This window comes from Bradyrhizobium sp. HKCCYLRH1030 (assembly GCF_051168395.1).
Lineage (GTDB): Bacteria > Pseudomonadota > Alphaproteobacteria > Rhizobiales > Xanthobacteraceae > Bradyrhizobium.
In genome coordinates this window covers 319262-344817 of record NZ_JBNPUY010000007.1, presented here as the reverse complement: position 1 = coordinate 344817, position 25556 = coordinate 319262, and the positions used below count along the sequence as shown (strand labels likewise).

Here is a 25556-nt window from a genome sequence, read left to right as displayed (position 1 = left end):
TCCCTGCCGCCAAGCAGACTTGTTGCCGGCCATCCAGATGACAGCCAGATCTTTTGATTGGCATCTACCTAACACTCTTGACGCAAAGGTTCAACCATTCATAATTGGGACCTGGAGAGCAGAATGCCCTACGGCCCCGTCCATTCGATTTCCGCGATGCACCGGCGCTTCACGTCGCCGGACGAATGGCACTCCGCTATCGAGCCGCACTTCGCGGGAAGCTGCTACACGAGGCGGGCGCATTCGTTCTCTGTGTGGGGACGACTTGAGCGACTGGGCGATGCACTGCTGGTTGACAACTATGTTGCCGCATCTGGACTGGGCCGCGCCAACGACACGTACGGATTTTCGATCGATCCGACCGAGACGGGAAGCTGCTTTATTTTGCTGCAGCGATTCGGAAGCGCATTCGTGAAGCAGTCTGATCGTGCGACGGAACTCCGGGCCGGCGAATGGGCCATCTTTGACGCTTCCGTGCCGACTTCATTTCTGATTCCGGACGGCAGTCGAACGATCGGGGTGACCGTTAGTCATCGATACTGCGAACATTGGCCGCGCTCTCAGCTTGGCGGAACCCGCCTCGCGAGGTCGGCTGAGAGCCGGGTTGCACTCTCAATGATTTCCGAGGCCCTGGGGTCTCCCGAATGGCCGAATTTGCGGGTTCAGGCTTCGATGGAAGTTCTGTTTATGGATGCTGTGGAAGCAAGTCTGCCTGCGAGCGCTGCCAAACGGAGCGCCTTCATCCCGAACGCTGCGAAAATCGACCAAGTGAGACAGGCCATTGAGGTTCAGTTGAGTAATCCCGATCTCAGCCCCGACGGCATCGGCCGATCTGTCGGCCTGTCCCGCCGCTCGCTGTACCGGCTCGTCCGCCGGATCAATCAGACGCCTATGGGGTTGGTCCAAGAGCTACGTCTCGCGCGAGCTGCGCGATTGTTGCGAGATCGCGCGGAGGAACCTCAGAGCATCACCGACGTGTCGTACCTCGTCGGCTTCGTCGACCCCGCGCATTTCAGCCGGGTGTTTCGGGCACGGTACGGTCAATCGCCCAGGCAATGGTCGTCGTCCCGCACCGACGGGCAGGCCGCTGCGAGATAAACTTGGCACCGTGCGTCACGTGCCTGGCGCTGTGAGGCAGGTTTGATTTTCGTGCCGATGTTAGGGTGTCAGAAAATAATCAAACATCTGGAGGAGACCGATGGTCGAACGGATCGATGACCAGGTCGTAGACCCTGTCACATACGGAACGCCCCGCAAGTACGACGAAATCTTCGCCGAACTGCGGCGAAGCGACCCCGTGCGATGGACAGAACCTGCCGGCTATCGGCCATTCTGGACCATCGCGAAGCACAGCGACATCCTCGAAATCGAGCGGCAGAACGACAAATTCATCAACGATCCGCGTAATAGCCTCGTGCCGATCGAGGAGGAAGAAAGACGAGTCCGCGCGGGGAACGCGAAATTAGTCAGGACGCTCATCACCATGGACGAGCCCGACCATCGTGCTTACCGCGGCATCACACAGGCGTGGTTCATGCCGGTGAACCTGCGCAAGATCGAGGGGGAGATCAAGAATCTTGCCGGAGAGTTTGTCGCTTTGATGGACGAGCGCGGTGGCCGGTGCGATTTCGTCAACGACGTCGCGCTTTGGTACCCGCTGCGGATCATCATGACGATCCTCGGCGTTCCGCGCGAAGACGACGCCAAGATGCTCAAGTTCACGCAAGCTCTGCTCGCTTCGTCTGACAAGGATTTGTCGGGAGGAAGCAACAACTTCCAAAGCCGCCAAGTCGCGGCTCAGGAGTTTTTTGCTTACTTCGGCGCTATCGCGGAGGACCGTCGCAGGAACCCGAAGGACGATCTCGCCTCGGTAATCGCCAATGCGTCGGTCGGCGGCAATCCGGCCGGAGTCTTCGAGAGCCTCTCGTACTACCTGGTCATTGCGACCGCGGGCCATGATACGACAAGTTCGGCGATGGCCGGTGGATTGCATGCGTTGATCGAGCATCCGGCGGAGTTCCGTCGGTTGCGCGAGTCGCCGGAGCTGCTGAATTCCGCAGTCGAAGAGATGTTGCGCTGGACCTCGCCGGTGAAGCACTTCTTCCGCACGGCGACTCAGGACTATCAGCTTCGGGGCAAGCAGATCCGTGCCGGCGATTCGCTCATGATGTGCTTTCCATCCGGCAATCGCGACGAGGAGGTTTTCGTCGATCCTTTCGCGTTCCGTGTCGATCGGACGCCCAACCGCCATATCGCTTTCGGGCACGGCGTGCACCAGTGCCTTGGCCTCAACCTTGCGCGGATGGAGATGAAAGCGCTGTTCACGGAAATTGTTGCTCGGGTGGACTCGATCGAACTGGCGGGGGAGCCCGCGTGGATTGAGGCCAATCTGGTCAGTGGCCCGAAGCGGTTGCCGATCACGTACCGTATGAAGAGCTGCCCGGTGCAGTGATCAAGCCATCGCGTGCCGGATGGTCGAGGTGCCGTGCGTTGCCGCGGGGGCGCTCCGACATCATCTTTCAGACCGACTTCAGGAATCAGAAATGAGTGAAGCGATTATCTTCGATGCGATCCGCACGCCGCGAGGCAAGGGAAGGAGGGACGGCGCGCTGTACGAAGTGGGGCCGGTTCAACTCCTGGCCGGGCTGATGCAAGAGCTGGAGCGGCGGACTGAAATCGACACCGCGCTGATCAACGATGTTCTGATCGGCTGCGTGCAGCCGTATGGCGAGCAGGGTGGCGTGATCGCCAAGACCGCCGCGCTCGCCGCTGGATGGTCCTGGACGGGGCCGGGCCTTCAGCTCAACCGTTATTGCGGCTCGGGCCTCGATGCTGTGAATCTGGCAGCGCAGAAGATCCGTTCCGGGTGGGACGACTTGATCGTCGCCGGTGGCGTCGAATCGATGTCGCGCATGGGCATCGGCGCAGCACCGAGTGTGCGTGATCATCAGCCGCGGTTGTCGTTCGAGCTAAAGATGATTCCGCAGGGTGTGAGCGCGGACTTGCTGGCCACGCTCGATGGTCGGACGCGCGAGGATGTCGATGCCTACGCGCTGCGCTCGCAACAACTGGCGGCGCAAGCGCGCGCCGAAGGCCGCTTCGATGGATCTCTTGTGCCGGTGCGCGATATCAATGGCGTCGTCCTGCTTGCGGCGGACGAGGCAATCAGGGCAGATGCGACCGTGGAGGGGCTGGCGAAGCTCATGCCGTCCTTTGCCGAGATGGGCGAGTTCGGCGGTTTCGACGCCATCGCAATGTCGAAATATCCTCAGGTCGAGGAGATCAGGCACGTTCATACGGCCGGGAATTCCTCGGGCATCGTCGACGGCGCTGCGCTCATGCTGATCGGCAGCGCCGAAAAGGGGAGCGAACTCGGCCTGAGGCAACGCGCGCGGATCATCGCGACGGCCGCGCTCGGCGTCGAACCGACGATCATGCTCACTGGGCCTGCACCGGTCGCGGAAGCGGCGCTCCGCAAGGCGGGGTTGAGCTTCGAAGACATTGATCTCTACGAGGTCAACGAGGCGTTTGCGAGCGTAGTGTTGCGCTTCCTGGATGAAACGAAGGTGCCGCTGGCGAAAGTCAACGTCAACGGCGGCGCGATCGCGCTTGGGCATCCGTTGGGCGCAAGCGGATGCGTGCTGGTTGGGACGTTGCTCGACGAGTTGGAGCGGCGCGAGCTGAAGCGGGGCCTTGTCACATTGTGCGCAGCTGACGGCATGGGCGTCGCAACTGTCATTGAACGTGTTTGATTGGGGATTCGGAATGACCGCCATCGATTATGCCAGGGATGATCAGGGCATCGTCACGCTGACCATGGACATGCCAGGTCAGGCCGTGAACACCATGACCCAGGCGTTCCGTGATGCTTACCGCGGGACGGTTGAGCGGATCGAGCAGGAACGCGAGATGATCATCGGGGTCATCCTCACCTCGAACAAGCCGACGTTCTTTGCCGGCGGAGATCTCAAGGGGCTGCTCGCCGCCGATGACGCCGCGGCGCTCTTTGCCCGTGCCGAAGCCACCAAGGCGACGATGCGTCGGCTGGAGAAGCTGGGAAAGCCCGTGGTCGCGGCCATCAATGGTGCTGCGCTCGGCGGCGGTTTCGAGCTCGGCCTCGCCTGTCATGCGCGGTTCGCCATCAACGACGGAGGCCTTCAACTCGGTCTTCCGGAGACCACTCTCGGGCTCATTCCGGGTGCCGGAGGTATCGTGCGCCTGGTCTGCATGCTGGGGCTCGAAGCTGCGATGCCGCTCGTCCTCGACGGCGTAGTCTTCGGTGCGGAACGCGCCCTTGAACTGAAATTGCTGAATGGGCTCGCGCGGGACAAAGACGAGTTGCTCGCGCAGGCGCGCAGTTGGATCTTGGACAATCCCGAGGCGAGCCAGCCGTGGGATAGCAAAGGCTTTCGCATTCCAGGATCGACGCCCAATGCCGCGGCGCCGCTGGCTTGGCTGCGAACCGCGCCCACGCTGCTGATGAAGAAGCACCGCCTGCGTTACCCGGCCCTGGAAGCCGCGATGTCTGCGGCGGTCGAAGGGGCTGCCCTCGATTTTGACACGGCATCTCGGATCGAGAGCCGTTACCTCGCGAACGTCGCGGTTGGTAGCGTTGCCAAGAACATGATCCGGACGTCCTTCTTCCAGATGAACGAAATCAAGGCCAGGAAGAGCCGGCCGGAAGGCATTCCCGACGCCAGTTTCGCGCGAATCGGAGTGTTGGGTGCCGGACTGATGGGCCGTGGCATCGCCCAGGTCGCCGCTCAACGGGACATCTCCGTCGTGTTGAAGGACGTTACCCGGGAGCAGGCGGAAAAGGCAAAATCGCAGATCCAGAGCGGACTTGAGAGACAGGTCGAGAAAGGCCGACTGTCCGCGGATCGCATGAGCGCTGCGCTGGCCTTGATCAAGCCGACCGGGAGCCCGAGCGATCTCGCAGGATCGGAATTGATCATCGAGGCGGTGTTAGAAGATCGTGACCTCAAGCGAAGCGTCACTCAGGAGGCCGAGCCATATTTGGCGCACGGGGGAATTTTTGCGTCCAACACGTCGACGCTTCCGATCACGGGGCTCGCACAAGCCTCGGCTAGACCGGCGAACTACGTCGGATTGCATTTCTTCTCGCCGGTCGATCGGATGCCGCTCGTCGAGATCATCAAGGGAGCAGCGACCTCGGCGGAGACCTTGGCCCGGGCCTACGACTTCGTGCGGCAGATCAACAAGACGCCGATCGTGGTGAATGACAGCCGCGGCTTCTTCACGAGCCGCGTGTTCGGAACCTTCACACGCGAGGCAGGCGCGATGCTGGCCGAGGGCGTGGATCCTGCAGCAATCGAAAACGCGGCGATCTGGGCCGGAATGCCCGTCGGCCCTCTCGCCGTCATGGATGAAACCTCTCTTGCGCTGGCTTGGAGTGTTCGCCTCCAGACCGTCGCTGACCTCCAGGCCGCGGGTAAGTCTGCGCCTGCCCATCCACATTGGGCCGTTGTCGACAGAATGGTCAACGGGTTGAAGCGGCCCGGTCGAGCCGGTGGCGGCGGCTTCTATGAATATCCCGCCGGTGGCAAGAAACGAATCTGGCCCGGCTTGCGTGACCACTTTCCGCCGCGTTCGGCACAAATTCCTCTCGAAGAGTTGTCCGACCGTTTTCTCTTTATCCAAGCCGTCGAAGCCGTGCGCTGCCTCGAGGAAAACGTCATCGAATCTTCCCGGGACGCAAACATCGGTGCGGTGCTAGGCATCGGTTATCCACGGTGGACCGGCGGACCTCTTCAATACATCGACATGATTGGCCCGAAGGCGTTCGCTCTACGTGCCTCCGAACTCGCTACGAAATACGGCGACCGCTTTCTTCCACCGCGCATGCTGGTTCAGATGGCCGACGGTGACCGCCGATTCTGCGCCTGACGAGGGCGGGCCGGGAGCGGAGAACCTTGCGTCGTATCGATTGTGGGTGCGGCCTGCCCAAAGGCCGGGAATAGGCCGATTGCGAGCGAGTCTCTCTTCCCTTCTCGTCCGGCGGAGGCTGGCAAAGGACTCGTTGGACCGAACAGGGCTTGCGGCCATCACAGTCACAATGTATCAATGGTCCAACCAATAAAGGGGAGGGCAGTGGTCATGGCAGGACGAGTTGTCGCCGCGGTACTGGGCTTGTTCCTGTGCAGCGGTTTGGCGGTTGGCGAGCCGCTGAAGATCGGTGTCTTGACTGACATGTCGGGCGTCATCGCCGATACGGTCGGTCGCGGCTCGGTCCTTGCCGCGGAGCTGGCGGTCAGCGACGCCGGCGGCACCGTCCTTGGCCGACCGATCGAGATCGTTTCGGCCGACCACCAATTGAAGCCGGACGTTGGCCTGACCATCGCCCGACGGTGGTTCGACGAGGAGCATGTTGACGCGATTGCCGACGTTCCCGTGTCCACCATCGCTCTCGGAATCCAGAATCTCGCCCATGCGAAGGGAAAGATCGCCCTCATCTCGGGCGCCGGGACAATCGATCTCTATGGCAAATCGTGCTCGCCGACAGGCTTCGTGTGGACATTCGATACCAGCGTTTTGCCGCGCGCCACCGTTCTGAGCGCAGCCGAGTCCGGCGTGAAGAAGTGGTTCGTAGTCGGGCCCGACTATTCCTTCGGACACCAGATGGAGCGGGCGGTTGCCGACGTCGTGAAGGAGACCGGGGGACAACTGGTCGGCACGCGGCGCGCGGCGATAGGTACGTCGGATTATGCCTCGCTCCTCCTGGCGGCGCAGGAAGCGCGACCGGACGCGATTGCCTCGTCCTTTGCCGGCCACGACGGCGTCCTTCTCATCGAGAACGCTGTTGAATTCGGCCTGCTGCAGAAGGGAATGCGCATAGCGAGCCTGATGTTGTTCGACTCCGACGTGCACAGCCTCGGCTTGGACCGCATGAAAGGCATCTATACGACGACAGCATTTTACTGGGATACGGACGACAACACCCGCAGCTTTGCGAAGCGGTTCAGCGAGAAAATGGGACGACCGCCGTCCGCCCTTCAGGCCGGAGTCTATAGCTCGGTCACGCACTACCTGAAGGCCGTCAAGGCTGCGGGCTCGACATCCGGACCGGAGGTCGCAAAGAAGATGCACGAGCTGCCGATCTCGGACCTCACGACCCCTTCGGCCAGGATCCGGGCAGATGGCCGCGTGATGCGCGACATGCTGCTGGTCCAGGTCAAATCGCCGGAGGAATCAAAGGCCCCGTGGGACTATTTCAAGATCGTCCGGCGCATGAAAGCCGAAGAGTTGATGCCGGAGGCGCCCAATCCGGACTGCAAACCGGCAACGCAGTAGCCGATCGGTTTCCAGAACGATCGGGCAGGCGGCCGCGAGAAGTCGAGCGCTTCACCAAACGTGCTCCCACGCCCCGGACAGAACATTGTTAGAGGGATGATGACATCGCCACTGATTTTTCTCGATGGAACGGCTCGCGCGCGCGAAGAGGTGCTGAGCAATGCCGCACGTGCGGCCAGCGGGCTGCATGCTTGCGGAGTCTCCGAGGGCGACACTGTTGCGGTCCTGCTGCGCAACGACTTCGCTTTTGTCGAGGCGACCCACGCCGCTGCGTTGATCGGCGCCTATTGCGTGCCGATCAATTGGCACGGCCGGGCGCAGGAGGTCGGTTATATCCTCAGGGATGCGAAGCCCAAGGTCCTGGTGGCTCATGCCGATCTGCTCGCGGCGGTGCGCAGCGAACTCGGGGAGGCCTTGCGCGGCATTCTGGTGCTGAGCGTACCGACGCCGCCCGAGCTCGTTCGGCAATTCGGCGTTCCACCAGGTGCCGAGGAGCCGGTGGGATCGGACCGCTGCTGGCCGGCTTGGCTGGCGGATTTCCAGCCCTGGAGCGGTGCCCCGCCGCGCAGCCGCGCGACGCTGATCTACACGTCCGGTACGACGGGGAACCCGAAAGGCGTGAAGCGCGAGCCTGCGACGGTTGAGCAGGCCAAGGCGTATGGAGAGCTGATGCGCGCCGTCTACGGCATCGCGCCCGGCGTGCGCGTGTTGATCGGGGGTCCACTCTACCATGCGTCACCGAACGCCTGTTTGCGTCAGGCCATCGCACAGGCCGAGATCATCGCGTTCCAATCCAAATTCGAGCCGGAAGAAACGCTGGCGCTGATCGAGCGGGAAAGGATCACGCATGCGGTGATGGTTCCCACCATGTTCGTCCGCCTGATGCGTCTGCCGGAACAGACCCGCCGCCGATACGATGTGAGCTCTCTGCGATGGGTGATCCACACGGGCGCGCCCTGTGCGCCGGAGATCAAGCAGGCCCTGATGGACTGGTGGGGGCCGGTCATCTACGAGACCTATGGCGGAACGGAGGTCGGAGCGGTGATGCTGAGCACGCCGGACGATTGGCTGGCTCACCCCGGCAGCGTCGGGCGGCTCACGCCGGGCGCCCGGATTGCGCTGTACGGAGAAAACGGTAAGCCGGTCGCGCCGGGCGAGGTGGGCGAGATCTACGTTCGTCAGGACTCGCTGGCGGATTTCGTCTACCTCAACGACGAGGCCAAGCGAAAATCGGTCGAGCGCGACGGGCTGATCAGTGTCGGCGACGTCGGCTATCTCAAGAACGATCGGCTGTATCTGTGCGATCGGCGGTCGGACATGGTGATTTCGGCGGGCGTCAATATCTATCCGGCGGAGATCGAATCGGCTCTGATTCAATGTCCTGGAGTGCGCGATTGTGCTGTGTTCGGCATTCCCGACGATGAGTTCGGCGAGTCGCTGGCTGCCGCGATCGAGCCTGAACCGGGAAGCGAACTCACGACCGAGCAGGTTCGCGCCTATTTGGCCGAACGTATCGCGAAATACAAGGTGCCGCGCCGGATCGATTTCCATGGAGCGCTTCCGCGCGAGGAAAGCGGGAAGATCTTCAAGCGTCGGCTCAAGGAGCCCTTCTGGAAGGACACGGGCCGGCGCATCTGACCGCTATTTTTCCGTCGCGCGCGGGGGCGCAGCACGCTGCGGCGGCAATCCCTTTCTTGGATATTGACGTTTCGGCCGGATGTGAGCGGACGTCATCGCGCGTCGGCGAGAGCGGGTCAGCCTGACGATCCGAATGCGCCCGCCGTTCTCAGTTCAGCAATGCGTTCGGGCCCATAACCGAGAACGTGCTCCAGCACCTCGGTCGTATGCTGCCCGAGAGTCGGGGCAGCGATCGGGTCGAGAACAGGCGTTTCGCTGAAACGCAATGGGGATCCGATGTTCGGTATGTCGCCTGCTGTCGGATGCGGAATGGACGACGCGAGCGCACGCTCGGCCATTTCGAAAGAGCTGAAAGCGTCTTCGATCGTTCTGACGACGCCGGCCGGCACGCCCGCGGCCTGCATCTTGGCAGCCCACCGTTCGCTGGAGTGGCCGGCAAGAATCCCTTCGATGATGGCGGTCAACTCGTCGCGATGCGCCATCCGGTCGCGGTTGCTTACGAAGCGAGGATCCTCGGCCAGGTCAGGCCGCTCCAGCACGTTCGTGACAAGGCGACGAAAGGTTCGATCATTCGCGCAGGTGACATAGAGCGGGCCGTCTGCCGTCTGGAAGGTGCCCGTCGGCGTGCTATCGGCGCTGCGGTTGCCGGCGCGAGTCGGATTGCGACCCGTCGCAAGATAGTTCATCGCGTGAAAGCCCAGCATCAGCGCAGCGGTATCGAACAACGCTGTCTCGACACGCTGCCCCAGCCCAGTGTTCTGGCGTGCGGTCAAGGCGCCGAGCACGGCAATCGCGGCCGTCATGCCAGTGGAGATGTCCATGATCGCGGGGCCGGTGCGGACACCTGGCTGGTCCGAAAAACCGTTCATCGACATGAAGCCGGTCTCGGCCTGGATCACCGGATCGAAGCCCAGACGATCAGCCATTGCGCCGTCGCGGCCATAGGCCGAGACGCTGCAATAAATCAGGCGAGGGTTGAGCTGATGCATCGCATCGTAGCCGAGGCCGAACCGTTCCATCACCCCGCACGAGAAATTCTCCACCAGGATATCGGCTGATGCGACGAGTTCAATTGCGATTTTTTGCGCAGCTTGGCTCGCAAGATCGAGCGCAATGCCTTTCTTGTTCCGATTGACCCAGAGGAACGGCACGCCTTCACCGCCGAGGTGAGGTTGGAAACGACGAAAATCGTCCCCGTTCGCCGCGTTCTCGATCTTGATCACGTCGGCGCCCATATCCGCTAGAAAGAGCGTGCACATGGGTCCCGCGATGAAGTGCGAGAAGTCGATGACACGCAATCCTTGAAGCGCGGAGGGCGCGCCAGGCGTTCTCGGGCGCGGCGGCGGAAGCTGCGGACGGCCTGTCGTGGTCATGTCACCTCCCGGGGCAAACAGCTATCGCGGCAGTCCCAGCCCGCGTTGGGCGATCAGGCTGCGCTGGATTTCGTTGGTGCCGATGCTGATGACCCACATCAGCGAATGCCGGAGCATCTGTTCAATGCGCCCGCGCAGGACCGCGCCTGGGCTGTGTTCGCTGAGCAGCGCCTCCGGCCCCAGCAGGTCCAGCGCGGTCTCGCCGAAACGCTCCATCAGTTCGCCGGAATAGACCTTGCTAACGGCAGCCTCGTCCGGGGGCGTCTCGCCCTTGTCCACCTGCTCGGCACAATAGACCATCATGCGCCGCCCGGCTTCGATCTCGGCCGCGAGCGCGCCGATCCTGGCGCGCACGAGCGGATCGTGCCGCATCGGGATGCCGTGGCGCTTGGCGGTCCGGAGATGCTCGCACAGCAGTTCGAACATGTGGGCGACCTTCAAGACGATGCCGCCGCCGATGAAGCCGCGTTCGGTCGCCAATGCCCCGGTCAGGACCTTCCATCCTTCCCCCTCGGCACCGATCCGATTTTCGGCAGGTACCCGCACGTCGTCATAGAAGATGTTGGCGAAGGTGCCGCCATACATCGTCTCTGAGGGGCGGATCGCAATCCCGGGCGTCGTCATCGGAACGATGAACATCGTGATGCCCGCATGAGGCGGGGTCGCGTTCGGATCGGTCCGGGTCGCGAGCAGCATATACTCGCCCCAATAGGTCGTGGTCCAGATCTTCTGTCCGTTGATCACATAGTGCTCGCCGTCGCGGACCGCGCGCGTCTTCAGCGACGCGAGATCGGAGCCAGCCTGGGGCTCGCTGTAGCCCATGCCGTAGATGGCCTCCCCGCGCAGGATTTCCGGCAGGTAGCGCTGCTGCTGCTCCGGCGTGCCGTAGACCTGAAGCATGGCCGCCTGCACGGGCGCGCCGGCACGCGGGGCTTCGGCGTGCTCCATCTCCTCCATGAAGGCGATCTGCTCGAAGGCGCCACGCTCCTGTCCGCCGAACCGCTTCGGCCAATTCAGTCCGATCCAGCCGGTCATGCCGAGCGCCCTGGCGAACTCGCGGTCATATTCGCGTTCGCGAAAGGAGAGCTGCTCGTGCCGCGCACGGCGCTCGCCCGACCAATACGCGTCGAGCCAGGCTCGCACCTCACGGCGGAAGGCATTGCCGGCCGGTCCCAGATCGTAGTCCGGAAACCGGATTTTCCCGTCCCCGTCGAGAAAATGGCTCGCGAGTCGTTCGGCCGGCGGGCGTTGGCCGCCATGGCGAAGCATGCTGACATGGACCTGTCGGAAGTGCCGCGGAGCCTCATGCTCCTCGCTATAGCCAATCGCGCCGAAGGCGTGCTGGGTCTCGAGCGACACCTGGCGAAGAGAACCGCTAGCCGTCGCCAGGGCTGCGGCTGCGAACCAGCGCCATTGCGCGGCTTCCAAGTCATATTGAGCTGCGGCATTCGCGATCGTGAGCTGAACCGCGCGCAAGGCGATGTGGCAGTTCGCGAGCTTGTGCTGAATGGCCTGGAAGCGCCCGATGGGTTGCCCGAACTGCCGACGTTCGCCGGCATAGGCAACGGCCTGCTCGAATGCGCGCTGGGCTGCACCGAACGCCCGCGCGGTCTCCGCCACGGCCGCGACTGTGAGCAGGTCTCGGACCTCGGCAGCCGTGGACGGCACCAGGACGACTGGAACCGCATCGATCCGTACCCGCCACCAACCAGCCTTTCCCATCATCGGGCTCGGCTCAGCGGCGACACCTTCGCTGGTGTTGATGATGGCCAGAGCTGGGCCGGGCACGAATATGGCCAGATGCGTAACGATGTCGGCGGATTCGACGAAGCCCAAGTCCGCAATCAGGCGGCCTGCTTCCATTTTCGCCCAACCTGCGGCTCCCTCATGATCGAAGCCTGCGAAAGACACGGCGACTACCGCGTCACCGCTACGGAGGTCATCTACAAGCGAACTGAGAGCGTGGGCATCGCCGCGGGCTCGAAGCTGCATGAGGTTGATCAAGGCTGCATCCGCGAGCGGTGCACGGCAGCTGGCACGGCCGGCCTCTTCCTGGACCAGCACGATCTCGCGCAAGCCGCCTTCGGCGGGAGAGGCCGCAATCTGGGTCAAGCCCTGAGCGGCCAGTTGCTTCCAGAGCCTTGGGGGCACCTGAGCAGCCTTGTCCCACAAGTCCTCGAAGAATCCCCGGACGGCTTCTTGCAGGATCCGGCGATCCTCGTCCGACGGCAACTCCCGCAGCATTCTGGTGGCTACTCCCCGTTTGGTCCTACCATTCTACATTTGTGAGAAGTCTGGGTCAACGCCAACGCGCTATGGCGAGAATCGTCAGCTTCGCCTATATTTCCTTGCAGCTTCGAACCATCGGGTGGATATGAGCGCTTCACAATTGCCGGCCAAATCCAACGCAGAGGCTGCGCCGATTGCGCAGTTCCAACGAATTAAATCGTCCCGCGCGTTCGATGAGATTGCCGCTCAGATCCGAACGGAGCTTTCCTCCGGCAGACTTACGGTCGGCAACCGTCTGCCTTCCGAGCGTGCGCTGTCGGAGCAATTTGGCGTCTCTCGCAATACCCTTCGTGAGGCCTTGCGTTCGCTCGAGCATGCCGGTCTCATCCGCCTGCAGAAGGGCGCCCGCGGGGGCGCATTCATCAGCCAGCACAGCGGCGAAGCCATCGCGACCGGGTTGATGGACATGTACCACGTCGGTACCATCCAGCCCGCACAGTTGACCGAGGCCCGCATCTGGCTCGAATCGGTCGTTGTCCGAGAAGCGTGCCGGCGCGCAACGGCCGCAGACATCGAGATGCTGAACCGTAATATCGATGAAGCGCAGGAAGCGCGCCGCCGGGGCGACTTCGCAGGCCGCGCGGAGAGGCACATCGAATTCCACAGAATGCTAGCGCGTCTCACGGACAATCCGATCATGGTCATCGTCATGAACGGGGTGCTCGATGTGCTCACTCATTTCGTGCAGCGGATCGGCGAGTATGACAACAGCTTCGTGTTGCCGTCGCGGCGCCGCTTCATGGATCATTTTGCTGCAGGCGACGCTGAAGCTGCCGTGGCCGAGATGGAATCCTGCCTGAAGCGGCTGCAGCGAAGCTATATGTCGCGCATTCAGGCCGCGGAAGGTGTGTCAGGTGTGTCGGCTACCAAGGCCGCTCCACGCGCCCGCCGGTCTCCGCCGGCCGCCCAGCGCTAAATCCACTTACTGCGCAACGCGACCCTCGTCTGTCGAGCAGCCGATGCGTCCACTCCGGATGGCATGCGGACACGCGTGGCTGGCCGACCCCCGATCACGTCCGAATTGTCCGGCACGAATCCGCGCGGTCTCGTCGCCGCCGGCCGTGGGTCCGTTGACACGGCATCCGACCCTCGCTAAATTGCCAATGGTTCAACCAATAGGTCGCGGACAAATGGCTGCAAATCCCTCCCTCGGAGAGACGCTGGCGGTGTTGCTGGCGCGCGATATCGCCGATGGCGAGAAGGTCATCATCGGAACCAATTCCGACATTCAGCTTGCCGCCTGCAATCTCGCGCGCCGCCTGCAGGCGCCGCGCTTGTGGTGGATCTCCGGTCCGGGCGGAATGGTCAATCCGACGCGCGATCATCTGCTGTCGACGGCCGACTACGAGAACCTCGAGTCGGCGGAGTCCTGGATGGATCTGCCGGTCATGATCGACTTCATCGACTGGAAGATCCACTTCTTCGATTTCGCCATCCTGTCGGCGCTGCAGGTCGACCGCTTCGGCAACATCAACACGGTGGTGGTCGGTGATCAGCGTAAGCCGCGCGTACGCGGGCCGGGAACCGTCGGCATCAGTGCGCTTTGCGGTCTCGCCAAGCGGTTCTATGTGTGCCTGACGCGTCACGACCGCAGCGCGTTCGTGCCGCGGGTCGATTTCCTGTGCGGAGCCGGTCACATGGAAGGCGGTGATTCCCGCGAGCGCACGGGATTGCCGCCTGGCGGCCCCAGACTGGTGCTGTCCCCGCTTGGAGTTTTCGATTTCGTGCCGGACAGCAAGGCCATGCGCGTGAGGTCGATCAGCCCCGGCGTGACGCTCGAGCAGATCCGCGACTCCACGGCCTTCGACATCGTCGTCGAGGGCATGCCCCCTGTGACGACCATGCCCACCGATCAGGAGCTCGCGCTGCTGCGCGAACATGTCGATCGGCGCGGCGATCTCCGGCGCAAGTTTCCCTGACCGTGCGGCGGATCTCCTTCCATCAGACTGACAGGCAAGCCGAAGTCCCATGACAAAGAGCAAGATCGTTTCCGTCGATGAGGCCGTAGCCGAGATCCCGGACGGAGCCAAAGTTGCCCTTGGCGGTTGGATATTCAATTCGCAGCCGATGGCGCTCGTACGCGCGTTGATCCGCAAAGGAGCTCGCGACCTGCATTTGATCCCTGCGCCCGGCTCGATCGCGCCGGACATGCTGATCGGTGCGGGATGTGTTGCCTCCACCGTCTGCGTCTTCATCAGCTTTGAGCAGTTCGGTCTGGCGCCGCATTTCCGTCGTCAATCGGAGAACGGCACGCTCAAGGTCTACGATCTGGACGGTCCTGCTATTGCGGGCGGATTGCGCGCGGGAATTTGCGATTTGCCCTACATGCCCGTGCCGGACCTCTGCACCGACCTGCCGAAATTTGCGCCGGAGCATTATTGGCCGCTCCCGTCCAAGCCTGGCGAGCGCAGGATGCTCGCCGTCGCGGCCGTCAAGCCGGATGTCTGCCTGCTGCACGCGCAGCAAGCCGACGAGCACGGCAACGTTCAGCACCTTGGGCCGCCGTTCTTCGACGCGATGATCGCCCAGGCGTCCCGGCGGGTCATCGTCTCGGTCGATCGCATCGTGTCGACCGACACGATCAGGCGCAGCAATCATCTGACCAAGCTGCCGAGCGCCATGGTCGACGCGGTCGTCGAGGCGCCATTCGGCGCGCATCCGACCGCTTCACCTTCGCTCTATCGCTCCGATGAAGCGCATCTGAAGGACTATGTGAAGAGCAGCGCCAGTGCCGAGACATTCAGCGCCTATCTCGATCGCTACGTGCGGAGCGCCTCGTCCAGCGTTTATCTCGATACGATCGGTGGCAGCCGGCTGGCGGCGCTTGCCGTATCAGAAACCAATCTGAAATGAGCGTCGATATGGCAATCGGACCGGCCCGGCCAGGAATCCTCGACGGAATCCGCGTCCTCGACTTCACCGCGATGATGTCCGGCCCTTATTGCACGCGGTTGATGGCGGACATGGGCGCAGAAGTAATCAAGGTGGAGCCCCCGGAGGGCGATCACATCCGGTTGCGTCCGCCGCTGCGGGATGGGCGAAGCGCCTATTTCTCCCAGCTCAATGCCGGCAAGAGCAGCATCGCCCTGGATCTCAAGCAGCCCGCGGCCCGCAAGCTGATCTACGATCTGGTGCCCCGGTGCGATGTGCTCGTGGAGAACTACCGCCCCGGCGTCATGCAGCGGCTCGCGCTGGACTACGAAACCCTTGCGAAGATCAATCCCAAGCTCGTGTACTGCTCGATCTCGGGGTTCGGCCAGGAGGGCTCGTGGTCCGGACGGAGCGCGTATGCGCCGGTGCTGCACGCAACCTCGGGCTACGACATGGCGAACCTCGACTATCAGGAGGGGAATGTCGAGCGTCCGCTGAAGAACGGAATCTTCATCGCTGATGTTCTCGGTGGCTCGACGGCATTCGGAGCCATTCAAGCCGCACTGTTTCGGACGCTCAAGACCGGGCAGGGCGACTATATCGACGTATCGCTGCTCGACGCCATGGTCGGCATGCTGGTGTACGAGTGCCAGGAAGCGCAATTCCCGGCCGAGCGCCGCCGGCCGGTCTATCGACCCACGCAGGCGAGCGATGGCTTCCTGCTCGTCGCCCCCGTGAGCCAGAACAACTTCGAGGCTTTGGCGCGCGGCGTCGGTCATCCGGAATGGATCACCGATGCGCGCTTCGCAACCAGCAGCGCCCGCGAGCATCACTGGTCCGAATTGATGAACCTGCTCGACGGCTGGGCGGCATCGCGAGCTTCAGCGGAATGCGAGGCGACCCTAACCGAAGCCGGCGTGCCGTGTTCTCAATACCGGACCATCCGTGAGACGATGGCGCTGCCGCCTATCCAGGAGCGCGGCGTCTTTGAGGAGATCGATGACGGCGCCGGGCCGCTGCTCATTCCAAACCCCGCATTCCGGTTCGCGCAGAGCGCGGCCAATGTCCGGAACAAGGTGCCTGCGCTCGGCGAGGATGGGCCAAGGTTGTTGCAGAGCCTTTTGGGACTGAGCCCGCAGGAGATCGCGGCGCTGCGCGAGGGCAAAGTTCTTCGAGGCGCGGAAGAGAGGATCGTCGCGGCAGCCGAGTAGCCGCGACGGCGCATCAGGAATGTCGAAGTCGTCGATCGCCTGCCGCTGGGCTTCCTTCCTGAACCCGCGAGCACTGCGACATGAAGGAGGGACCGGGGTTGAGCGCTGCGAATTTTCCAATCCCCGACAACATCGTCGCCGTGCTGACGGACCCTTCAGCCTACGGCACTCAACGCATCTTCGATGCCTATCGCTGGCTGCGCGTCAATCAACCGCTCGGGAAGGCCAGTCCGCGCGGGTTCAACCCTTTCTGGGTCGTGACGCGCCACGCGGACATTCAGACCATTAGCCAGCAGAGCCAGCTGTTTCGCAGCAGTGATCGCCCGGTGGCGTTGCTGAGCAGCAAAGCCGAAGCCAAGATCGAGGCGGCGACGGGGGGCAACGGCCTCCTCCGCACCCTGGTGCAGATGGATGCTCCCGATCATCCCAAGTTCCGTGCATTGACGCAGAAATGGTTCACGCCGGGTAATCTGCGTTCGATCGAAGGCAGGATTCGCGACATCGCAAGAAGCTATGCGGACCGCCTCACCGCGTCCGGCCAGCATTGCGACTTCGTGTCCGAAATCGCGCTCGGGTTTCCGCTGCGGGTGGTCATGGCGATTCTGGGCGTCGATCCGGATCATGAGCCCAAGATGTTGCGCTTGACGCAGGAGTTCTTCGGCACCAAGGACCCGGATAACGCGCGCAAGGGTCGAAACGACGGTGCCACGGCTCTATCGGATGTCGTATTGGAGTTCGGCGAGTTCTTCTCGTCTGTGGTTGCGGACCGGCGCGCCAACCCGTCCGATGATCTTGCAAGCGTCATCGCCAACGCGCAGATCGACGGCGAATCGATCTCGGACCTGGATGCGCTCAGCTATTTCGTGACCATCGCGACCGCCGGCCACGACACCACATCGTCCTCGAGTGCAGGCGGGATGTGGGCGCTTTGCGAACATCCGCAGCAGTTCGAAAGGCTGAAAGCCGATCCTGGCCTGATCCCCGGCTTCGTCGACGAGGCGATCCGCTGGACCACGCCGGTCAAGCATTTCATGCGCACGGCCGCCGAGGACACCGAACTGGACGGCCGCTCCATCAGGCGCGGCGATTGGCTCATGCTGTGCTACGCCTCTGCGAATCGCGACGAGGCCGTCTTCCAGGATCCCGACACGTTTCGGATCGATCGCTCGCCGAACCGCCATCTCGCCTTCGGCTACGGAGCCCATCTGTGTCTGGGGCAATATCTTGCCAAGCTCGAGATGCGGATCCTCTTCGAAGAATTGTTGCAGCGGATTTCCTGCGTTGAGCTCGACGGCGAAGGAGCAACGACCGTGTCCTGGTTCGTCAACGGGCCCAAGCGCCTCCCGATCCGCTTCCAACTCCGTTGATCCATCCCCTACATCTCGCTTCCGCATGATTTGACGGCACTGCGCAATCTGTAACGGAGAAGACGAGCATGAAGATCACAGCCGCAGTTGCAGTTGCGCCGGAGCGACCGTTCGAACTGATCAGCTGCGATCTGTCGGATGATCTTGCGCCCGGAGAGCTGCTCGTACGGGTCGAGGCTTGCGGCATCTGCCATACCGATCTCGCGGTGAAACTGCAGCACCTCCCCGTGCCGCTCCCCAAAATTCTCGGTCATGAGGGCGCGGGCGTGATCGAACGCGTCGGTCCGGGCGTGGTCGGGCTGGCCGAGGGCGATCACGTGCTGATGAGCTTTGGCTCGTGCGGCGCATGCGGACAGTGCCAACTCGGCGCGCCCGGCTATTGTGATGAGTTCGGGATGATCAACCTGTTCGGTCAGCGGCGCGGTGGCTCAGGCCTCCGCTACCGCGGCGCTGAGCTTAGCGGCTACTTCTTTGCGCAATCGGCGTTCGCAACCCATGCCATTGCCACGGCCCGAAACGTGGTGAAGGTCGGCAACGATCTGCCGCTCGCGCTGCTCGCGCCGATGGGCTGCGGGATCCAGACCGGCGCGGGTGCGGTAATGAACGTGCTGACCCCTCGGGCTGGTGCGTCGATCGCCGTGTTCGGCGTCGGCGCGGTCGGGATGGCGGCGATCATGGCCGCCAAGCTGGCGGGCTGCGGCACGATCGTTGCCGTCGACATCCGCGATGAACGTCTTGCCCGTGCGCGTGACATCGGAGCAACCCACATCGTGGATGGCCGGACACCCGATCTGGCCAAGGCCGTTGCCGCGCTCGGCCGTGGCCGCGGCGTCGATCACTCGCTCGACACCACGGGCGTGCCCGAGGTGGTCGCCGCTTCGATCGCGTGCCTGCGGCAGCGGGGCTCATCCGCCCAGGTGGCCGCGCCGCCGCGCGGGACGCGGTTTCCCGTGGAGGCAAGCGTTCTGGTCGGCGGAGGTCTGACGGTCCGGGGCGTCGTCGAGGGTGATGCCGTGCCCACGATCTTCCTGCCGAGGCTCGTTGATTTTTTCCGCCAGGGGCGGCTGCCGCTCGACAGGATCGTCAGCTTCTATCCGTTCGAAAAGATAAACCAGGCGGTCGAAGACATGGAAGCCGGCGCAACCGTCAAGCCAGTGCTGCGGATGAACTGAACAAGAAGCGAGGGGAGGACGCGATGCAAGAAACGAGTTTAGACCAAGCGATCGTCGACCACGAAACCTACGGGGCTCTCGACAGGCAGCATGCCCTGTTCTCGACCCTTCGCAAGCAGGATCCCGTACATTGGACTGAACCTCCGGGCTTCCGTCCGTTCTGGACCATCAGCAAGCATCAGGACGTCATCGAGATCGAACGGCAGAACGAGAAGTTCATCAACGCGCCCCGCACCAAGCTGTTGTCCATCGATTTCGAGACAAAGGTCCGGGACGCGATGGCAGGCCGACCAATGCTGGTCCGCGCGATCAATCAGATGGATAATCCGGACCATGCCAAGTACAAGAAGATTACGCATGCCTGGTTTCAGCCGCGTGAAGTGCGCCATCTGGAAGACAGGATCGCCGTGATCGCACGGACCAGTGTCGACCAGATGCTTGGAAAGGGGACCGAGTGCGACTTCTATAAAGATGTCGCAGGGTGGTATCCGCTCAGGGTCATCATGCTGATTCTCGGAATCCCGGATGAGCATGGCCCGCGATTGCTCGATATCACTCGAGCTTATTTCGGCGGTGGCGATGCGGAGGTGCAGCGCGGCAACGACCTGATCGATGCCACCTTCGCCTATGTGAACTTCTTCAAGGAAGTGGCGCGGGAACGACGGCGGAACCCCACCGACGACCTCGCGAGCATCATTGCGACGGCCGAGGTCGACGGCGAGCCGATAGGCGAGTTCGAGACCTCGTCCTATTATGTGGCGCTCGCCAGTGCTGGTCACGACACGATCAGCGCAACTCTCTCCGGCGGTCTGCTCGCCTTGATCGAGAATCCCGGAGAAATGCGAAAGCTGAAGCAAAATCCCGATCTTATTCCTGCCGCTGTCGAGGAAATGGTGCGCTGGGTATCTCCGGTGAAGCATTTCTTCCGGACCGCGACGGAGACCTATACGTTGCGCGGCAGGACCATCAAACAAGGCGATCATCTGCTGCTGGCCTATCCCTCTGCAAATCGGGATGAGGATGCCTTCGAGTCTCCCTTCGCATTCGTCGCCGACCGGACCCCGAACCGCCACGTCGGCTTCGGTTTCGGCATTCACGCCTGCCTCGGACTATATCTCGCCAAGGTCGAAATGATCGCCTTCATGCGCGAACTGCTCTCGCGCGTCGACGGGATCGAACTTGCTGGCGAGCCGGCCTGGACCGAGACATCCTTCGTCGGCGGTTTGAAGCGGCTTCCGATCCGCTTCTCGCGACTTTATTAGGCGATGGTCGATCTGCGCGCCCGGAAACCGAGATTGGCGGGCGACATGAATGGAGCTCAAGGATGGATCTGACGCCGAGCGAAGCGCAGCAGATGCTGCGCCATAGCGCCGAGCGGTTTATCGCTGAACAGTACGACCAGGCGGCACGTCGCTATGCGATGCAGGATCCTATGGGATTCAAGCGCGAGAACTGGCGCAAGTTCGCCGATCTGGGCTGGCTCGGGCTTCCGTTTGCGGAGGAGGTTGGCGGCTTTGGCGCAGGACCCGTCGAGGTCGCGATCCTGATGGAGGAGTTCGGCCGCGGGCTTGCGACCGAGCCTTATCTCTCGACGGTGCTGCTGGCTGGGACCCTGATTGCGGAATGCGGCACGGACGGGCAGCGGACAAGCCTGCTGCCGTCCATCATCAACGGCGAGCGTCTACTATCGTTCGCTCACTACGAGTCGGATGCAAGGGCAGGCCTTTCCGAGGTCCACACTGTGGCGCAGACCGACAAGCAGGGTTGGATGCTCCACGGCCGCAAGATCGCCGTGCTCGACGCAGCGTCTGCGGACGCCCATATCGTGTCGGCGCGCTTGCCCGATGCGCAGGGGGCTGGAATTGTTCTGTTCCTGGTGCCGAAGGATGCCGCGGGGCTGAGGCTGCGCGATGCACCACGGCTAGGTGGGGGCCGCGTCGCGGAGCTGACATTCGAACAGGCTCGGCTTCCGCCGGATGCGCGGCTTGGAGGGGGCGGGGATGCGCTGCCGGCGATCGAAGGTGTCGTCGATCGGGCGATTGCCGCACTCTGCGCCGAGGCCGTCGGCATGATGCGAAGCATGTTCGACGCCACGCTCGACTACACGAAGGTGCGCAAGCAATTCGGTCGGCCGCTCGGGGCCAACCAGGTGATCCGTCACAGGCTGGCCGACATGTATGTGCAATGCGAGGAAGCCCGAGCGATGGCGTCGCGCGCGGCTCTTTTCGTGGGTGCCGATGCCGGTCCGACGCAGCGATCGCTCGCCGCATCCGGAGCCAAGGCCAAAATCGGCCGCTGCGCACGGAGTGTCGCGGAGCAGGCGGTGCAACTTCACGGTGCGATGGGCGTCACGGACGAGCTCGACCTCGGACTCTATTTCAAACGGCTGTTGGCGTTCGAAGCGCTTTTTGGCAGCGTGGACTACCATCTGCAGCGTCACGCCAAGCTGTTTGGCAACTCCCGATCTGAATGAGATCAGTCATGTCGATATTGCTCAAGCCCGATGAGTTGTGCTTCAGAGATGAGGTGCGGGCATTCATCGCGGCCCGTCTTTCGCCCGAACTGCGGCGGGCCAGTTCTCTCAATGTCTCCTTCTTCTCCGATCCCGACATCGTCGCGCCATGGCAAACGGCTTTGCACGAGCGGGGCTGGGTCGCACCCGGTTGGCCTAAGGAGCATGGCGGCCCCGGCTGGACCGCGAGGCAGCGATGGATCTTCGAATCCGAGTGTGCCGCAGCAGGCGCGCCGCAGCTATCTCCCATGGGCATCAAGATGGTCGGACCCGTCTTGATGCGCTTCGGGACCCCGGAGCAAAAGAAGTTCTACCTGCCCCGCATCCTCAGCGGCGAAGATCGATGGTGCCAGGGCTATTCGGAGCCTGGCTCGGGATCTGACCTTGCCTCGCTGACGACACGCGCCGTTCGCCATGGCGATCATTACATCGTCAACGGCACCAAGATTTGGACAACGCACGCGCACTTCGCAAACCGCATGTTCGCGCTGGTTCGAACCAGCGATGAACCGCGGCAACAGGACGGCATCAGCTTCCTGCTCATCGACATGGCGTCGCCCGGCATCACGATTCGCCCGATCACGATGATCAGCGGCGACCATGACGTCAATCAGGTGTTCTTCGACGGTGTGGAAGTTCCGGTGACCAATCTCGTCGGCGAGGAGGGACGGGGCTGGACGTGCGGCAAGTATCTGCTGGAATTCGAGCGGGGCGGCGGAATCAACTCGCCGAAACTGAGACATGCGCTTGAGAAGGTGCGGGAACTGGCCAACTCCGACCTGTCTTGCAAGGCGATATCGCACCCGGAGATCGCGACCAAACTGTCGGACATCGAACTCGACGTCCAGACATTGGAGTTCCTCGAGCTGCGGGTGTTGTCAGCCTTGCAGAGAGGCGAAAATCCAGGACCGGTGTCGTCGGTCCTCAAGCTGCGTGCGAGCGAGATCCACCAGGCCATCTCGCGCGTGGGAGTTGAAATGATCGGGCAAAATGCACTGGTGGAGGAAAGGCGCCGTCCTCTCCATGCTCTCAATGACGAGCCGATCATCCCAGAAGAATTGCTAAGCGTGGTGGCACGTCATCTCAACGGCCGCGCCAACACGATCTTCGGCGGGAGTTCGGAAATCCAGCGCGACATCATCGCCAAGCAGGTGCTCGGGCTTTGAGGAAATCACCATAAGAGGTGATGCGGCCGCCCGGAGATCGTCCTGCAAGGTACCTCAGACCATGGCGGGGATCTGGCAAGCTTCCGCATATTCCCGCTTCAGCTTCACAATCAGATCCGCGACGGTCGGAATCTCGTCGATCAAATCGATTCCTTGACCTGCGCTCCACAGGTTCTTCCAGGGCTTTGCGCTCTCAGGCAGATGGTCGTGCCGCATGCCCTTGCCCATCGGGTCGGGCAAGGCGTCCGGATCGAGGCCCGCAGCGCGCAACGACGCGGCCAGCCAGTTCGCGGCGACGCCGGCAACCTTCTCCGTATAAATCAGGTCTGCGGACGTCTGCGATACGATCATGCGCTTGTATTCGTCGGGCGCCAGCGACTCCTTCGTAGCGATGAACCTGGTCCCGAGATAAGCTAGGTCGGCACCGAGCACTTCTGCCGCGCGTATGGTGGCGCCGTCGGAAATGGCGCCGGCCATGACGATCGTTCCGTTGAAGATCGAGCGGACCTTGCGGACCAATGCGAGGTGGCTGATCGTGCCGGAGTGGCCACCGCCTCCAGCGCCGATGCAGATCAGGCCATCGACGCCGGCGGCCATGGCGCGCTCGGCGAACGGGATGCTGGTGATGTCGTGGAAGACCTTTATCCCACGATCATGCGCCTGTTGCACGATGATCTTGGGATTGCCGCCGACGGTGATGACGATGTCGACATTTTGTTCGACGCACAGATCGAGGTGACTCCCGATCTGGTCTTCCGGCGTCTTTGCAGACAGGTTCACGGCGAGCGGACCGACCGGTCCCGGCGCCTGCGCGGCGTGTTCGCGCAAATCCGCGGAGATCGTGCGCAGCCACTCAGCGAATTCGTCGAACGAGCGGGCGTTTTGGCGTGGCAGGGCGCCAATCACGCCCGCCTTGCAGGCCTCGCGGACGAGATCAGGGCCGCTGACAAGGAACATCGGTGCGCAAACGGCGGGCAACGAAAGCGTTCGCCGAAGCTTTGGGTCAAGCGCCATGAAGCTGCTCCTGGGCCGTTCGTCAGCCCTGTTCCGGGGCGAACATCGGGATCATCGTCCCGTCCTCCGCGGGCTTGAATACGACGTGGACACGTTGCCCGATGCGCAGCGAATCGAGATTGCAATCGACGATATTGCTCAACATCGTGATGCCCTCGTCGAGCCGCACATAGGCGATCGCGTAGGGTGTGGGGCCGGCACGGCGGGTGACGCTGACGCTATAGATCTCACCCTTGCCGGTGACATCGCTCCATTCGGTGTCTCCGAGACAATAGGGACAAAGCGGCCGCGGATACCAATGCGGCTTGCGGCAGGAAACGCAGACCTTCACGCGGAACGCCCCGACTGCCGTTGCGGCAAAGAATGGCGCGGTTGCGGGGTCGTGCACCGCTAGGCCGAGCGGGCGGTCCTGATACATCGTCGTCATCTCACGCGCGCTCCATGATCAGGGTGGCACTGCCATGGCGCGAGCCGAGCAAGCCGCCTGTGCCTTGGGCGAGGGCAAGGTTGCAATCCGGGACCTGCACTTTGGCGTGGGTTTCGCCGCGCAGTTGGCGGACGGCCTCGATGACCTTGGTGATGCCCCCGCGATTGGCGGGATGGTTGTTGCAAAGTCCGCCGCCGTCGGTGTTGAACGGCAGCTTGCCTACTCCGGAAATCAGATTGCCATCCGCAACGAAAGCTCCGCCCTTGCCTTTCTCACAGAACCCGAGATCTTCGATCTGCATCAGCACGGTGATGGTGAAGCTGTCGTAGATCGAGGCATAGTCGATGTCGGAAGGCTTGACACCGGCTTCCTCGAACGCGCGAGGACCGGACCATGCTGCTCCCGAAAACGTCAAGTCGACCTGCCCGTTCAACTGACCCTTGATCGCTTCGCCAGCGCCGAGAATATTGACGACGGGTCGCTTGAGCGAGCGCGCGATCTCCGGGCGGACGACGACCAGGGCACCACCGCCGTCACTGACGACGCAGCAGTCGAGGCGATGCAAGGGATCGGAAATCATCGGCGAGGCGAGGACATCGTCGACCGAGACCTGATCGCGCAACATCGCATTCGGATTATACTGCGCGTGGGTTGCGGCCGCGACCTTGATCCATGCCAGCTGTTCGCTGGTCGTGCCGTACTCGTACATGTGCCGGGCCGCCGCCAGCGCATACATGTTGACCGTCACGGGAGCATAAGGCGCCTCCCAGGGCACGTCGGGTGTTCCCGCGCCGACGAGTCGTGGCGCTACGCCGCTTGATCCCTCGCTTCGCGGCCGCCCCGCGAGCGTGATCAGAGCCACGTTACACTTGCCCATGGCAATCGCCTGGGCGGCATGCGAGACGTGAATCAAATAGGCGGACCCGCCGGTGTCGGTGCTGTCCACATGGCGGGGCCGCAGTCCCAGATAATCCGCCATGCTGTTCGCGCCGAGTCCTGGCGCGTCGCCTGCGCAGAAATAGCCATCGACATCCTCGAGGCGCAGGCCAGCATCTTCCAGGGCTCCGCGCGCACATTCAGCGTGCAACTGGGCGACCGTCTTATCCGGTGCTTTTCGGGTCGGGTGCTCATAGGCGCCTGCTATGCAGGCCTTTCTTCGAATACTCATCAGGTCTCTCGCGCTCGCGTCAGCCCGTGGCCGCTCA

At 62.7% G+C, this 25556-nt stretch carries 20 protein-coding genes; 15 read left to right on the top strand and 5 right to left on the bottom strand.

Annotated elements, in window-relative coordinates; genetic code table 11:
- Positions 1 to 123: 123 nt before the first annotated feature.
- The 6 genes from ACQR1E_RS22235 to ACQR1E_RS22210 all read left to right on the top strand — a co-directional run bounded on the left by ACQR1E_RS22235 (position 124) and on the right by ACQR1E_RS22210 (position 8949).
- A complete protein-coding gene (locus tag ACQR1E_RS22235) occupies positions 124 to 1098 on the top strand; it encodes a helix-turn-helix domain-containing protein (RefSeq protein WP_315828351.1) in 975 nt (324 codons plus the stop codon).
- A gap of 100 nt (positions 1099 to 1198) precedes the next feature.
- Complete coding sequence (locus tag ACQR1E_RS22230) at positions 1199 to 2452, top strand: cytochrome P450 (protein WP_315754096.1); 1254 nt, start codon at positions 1199 to 1201, stop codon at positions 2450 to 2452.
- A gap of 91 nt (positions 2453 to 2543) precedes the next feature.
- Positions 2544 to 3752 carry an acetyl-CoA C-acetyltransferase gene (locus ACQR1E_RS22225; protein ID WP_315754098.1) on the top strand — a complete coding sequence of 403 codons (1209 nt, stop codon included), beginning with the start codon at positions 2544 to 2546 and terminating at the stop codon, positions 3750 to 3752.
- 13 nt (positions 3753 to 3765) lie between these two features.
- Positions 3766 to 5907 carry a 3-hydroxyacyl-CoA dehydrogenase NAD-binding domain-containing protein gene (locus ACQR1E_RS22220; RefSeq protein ID WP_315754100.1) on the top strand — a complete coding sequence of 714 codons (2142 nt, stop codon included), beginning with the start codon at positions 3766 to 3768 and terminating at the stop codon, positions 5905 to 5907.
- Between the two features lie 210 nt (positions 5908 to 6117).
- A complete protein-coding gene (locus tag ACQR1E_RS22215; protein ID WP_434897560.1) occupies positions 6118 to 7311 on the top strand; it encodes an ABC transporter substrate-binding protein in 1194 nt (397 codons plus the stop codon).
- Positions 7312 to 7410: 99 nt separating this feature from the next.
- The gene (locus ACQR1E_RS22210; protein WP_315754104.1) at positions 7411 to 8949 is read left to right on the top strand and encodes an acyl-CoA synthetase; all 1539 of its coding nucleotides are present in this window, start codon (positions 7411 to 7413) and stop codon (positions 8947 to 8949) included.
- Positions 8950 to 9065: 116 nt separating this feature from the next.
- Here ACQR1E_RS22210 and ACQR1E_RS22205 read toward each other — a convergent pair whose 3' ends face one another.
- Together ACQR1E_RS22205 and ACQR1E_RS22200 are read right to left on the bottom strand one after the other, a co-directional pair.
- Positions 9066 to 10322, bottom strand: coding sequence for a CaiB/BaiF CoA transferase family protein (locus tag ACQR1E_RS22205; protein ID WP_315754106.1), 1257 nt, complete (start codon positions 10320 to 10322; stop codon positions 9066 to 9068).
- 21 nt (positions 10323 to 10343) lie between these two features.
- The gene (locus ACQR1E_RS22200) at positions 10344 to 12566 is read right to left on the bottom strand and encodes an acyl-CoA dehydrogenase (protein WP_315754109.1); all 2223 of its coding nucleotides are present in this window, start codon (positions 12564 to 12566) and stop codon (positions 10344 to 10346) included.
- Between the two features lie 130 nt (positions 12567 to 12696).
- Here ACQR1E_RS22200 and ACQR1E_RS22195 point away from each other — a divergent pair, with 130 nt between their 5' ends.
- The 9 genes from ACQR1E_RS22195 to ACQR1E_RS22155 all read left to right on the top strand — a co-directional run bounded on the left by ACQR1E_RS22195 (position 12697) and on the right by ACQR1E_RS22155 (position 22910).
- The gene (locus ACQR1E_RS22195) at positions 12697 to 13527 is read left to right on the top strand and encodes a FadR/GntR family transcriptional regulator (protein WP_315754159.1); all 831 of its coding nucleotides are present in this window, start codon (positions 12697 to 12699) and stop codon (positions 13525 to 13527) included.
- A gap of 214 nt (positions 13528 to 13741) precedes the next feature.
- Complete coding sequence (locus ACQR1E_RS22190) at positions 13742 to 14530, top strand: CoA-transferase subunit beta (RefSeq protein WP_315754112.1); 789 nt, start codon at positions 13742 to 13744, stop codon at positions 14528 to 14530.
- A 49-nt stretch (positions 14531 to 14579) separates the two neighbouring features.
- Positions 14580 to 15464, top strand: a complete 885-nt coding sequence (locus ACQR1E_RS22185; RefSeq protein ID WP_315754114.1) for a CoA transferase subunit A — start codon at positions 14580 to 14582, stop codon at positions 15462 to 15464.
- Positions 15461 to 16693: a CaiB/BaiF CoA transferase family protein gene (locus ACQR1E_RS22180; RefSeq protein ID WP_315754117.1), complete on the top strand. Its 1233-nt coding sequence runs from the start codon at positions 15461 to 15463 to the stop codon at positions 16691 to 16693. The genes ACQR1E_RS22185 and ACQR1E_RS22180 overlap by 4 nt, the downstream gene beginning before the upstream one ends.
- Positions 16694 to 16773: 80 nt before the next feature.
- Positions 16774 to 18060 (top strand): cytochrome P450, encoded by a 1287-nt coding sequence (locus tag ACQR1E_RS22175; protein WP_315754119.1) that lies wholly within the window; start codon positions 16774 to 16776, stop codon positions 18058 to 18060.
- Between the two features lie 68 nt (positions 18061 to 18128).
- A complete protein-coding gene (locus ACQR1E_RS22170; protein ID WP_315754121.1) occupies positions 18129 to 19232 on the top strand; it encodes an NAD(P)-dependent alcohol dehydrogenase in 1104 nt (367 codons plus the stop codon).
- Positions 19233 to 19255: 23 nt separating this feature from the next.
- Complete coding sequence (locus tag ACQR1E_RS22165) at positions 19256 to 20494, top strand: cytochrome P450 (protein WP_315754124.1); 1239 nt, start codon at positions 19256 to 19258, stop codon at positions 20492 to 20494.
- A gap of 62 nt (positions 20495 to 20556) precedes the next feature.
- Positions 20557 to 21705, top strand: coding sequence for an acyl-CoA dehydrogenase family protein (locus ACQR1E_RS22160; RefSeq protein ID WP_315754127.1), 1149 nt, complete (start codon positions 20557 to 20559; stop codon positions 21703 to 21705).
- An 8-nt stretch (positions 21706 to 21713) separates the two neighbouring features.
- The gene (locus ACQR1E_RS22155; protein ID WP_315828353.1) at positions 21714 to 22910 is read left to right on the top strand and encodes an acyl-CoA dehydrogenase family protein; all 1197 of its coding nucleotides are present in this window, start codon (positions 21714 to 21716) and stop codon (positions 22908 to 22910) included.
- Positions 22911 to 22964: 54 nt separating this feature from the next.
- Here ACQR1E_RS22155 and ACQR1E_RS22150 read toward each other — a convergent pair whose 3' ends face one another.
- Genes ACQR1E_RS22150 through ACQR1E_RS22140 form a run of 3 tightly spaced genes read right to left on the bottom strand, consistent with a single transcriptional unit; the run spans position 22965 to position 25519 of the window.
- On the bottom strand, positions 22965 to 23924 hold the full coding sequence (locus ACQR1E_RS22150) for an NAD(P)H-dependent flavin oxidoreductase (RefSeq protein ID WP_315754131.1): 960 nt from the start codon (positions 23922 to 23924) through the stop codon (positions 22965 to 22967).
- A 22-nt stretch (positions 23925 to 23946) separates the two neighbouring features.
- Positions 23947 to 24351 (bottom strand): Zn-ribbon domain-containing OB-fold protein, encoded by a 405-nt coding sequence (locus ACQR1E_RS22145; protein ID WP_015665275.1) that lies wholly within the window; start codon positions 24349 to 24351, stop codon positions 23947 to 23949.
- Between the two features lies 1 nt (position 24352).
- Positions 24353 to 25519: a thiolase domain-containing protein gene (locus ACQR1E_RS22140; protein ID WP_042339184.1), complete on the bottom strand. Its 1167-nt coding sequence runs from the start codon at positions 25517 to 25519 to the stop codon at positions 24353 to 24355.
- Positions 25520 to 25556: the final 37 nt, after the last annotated feature.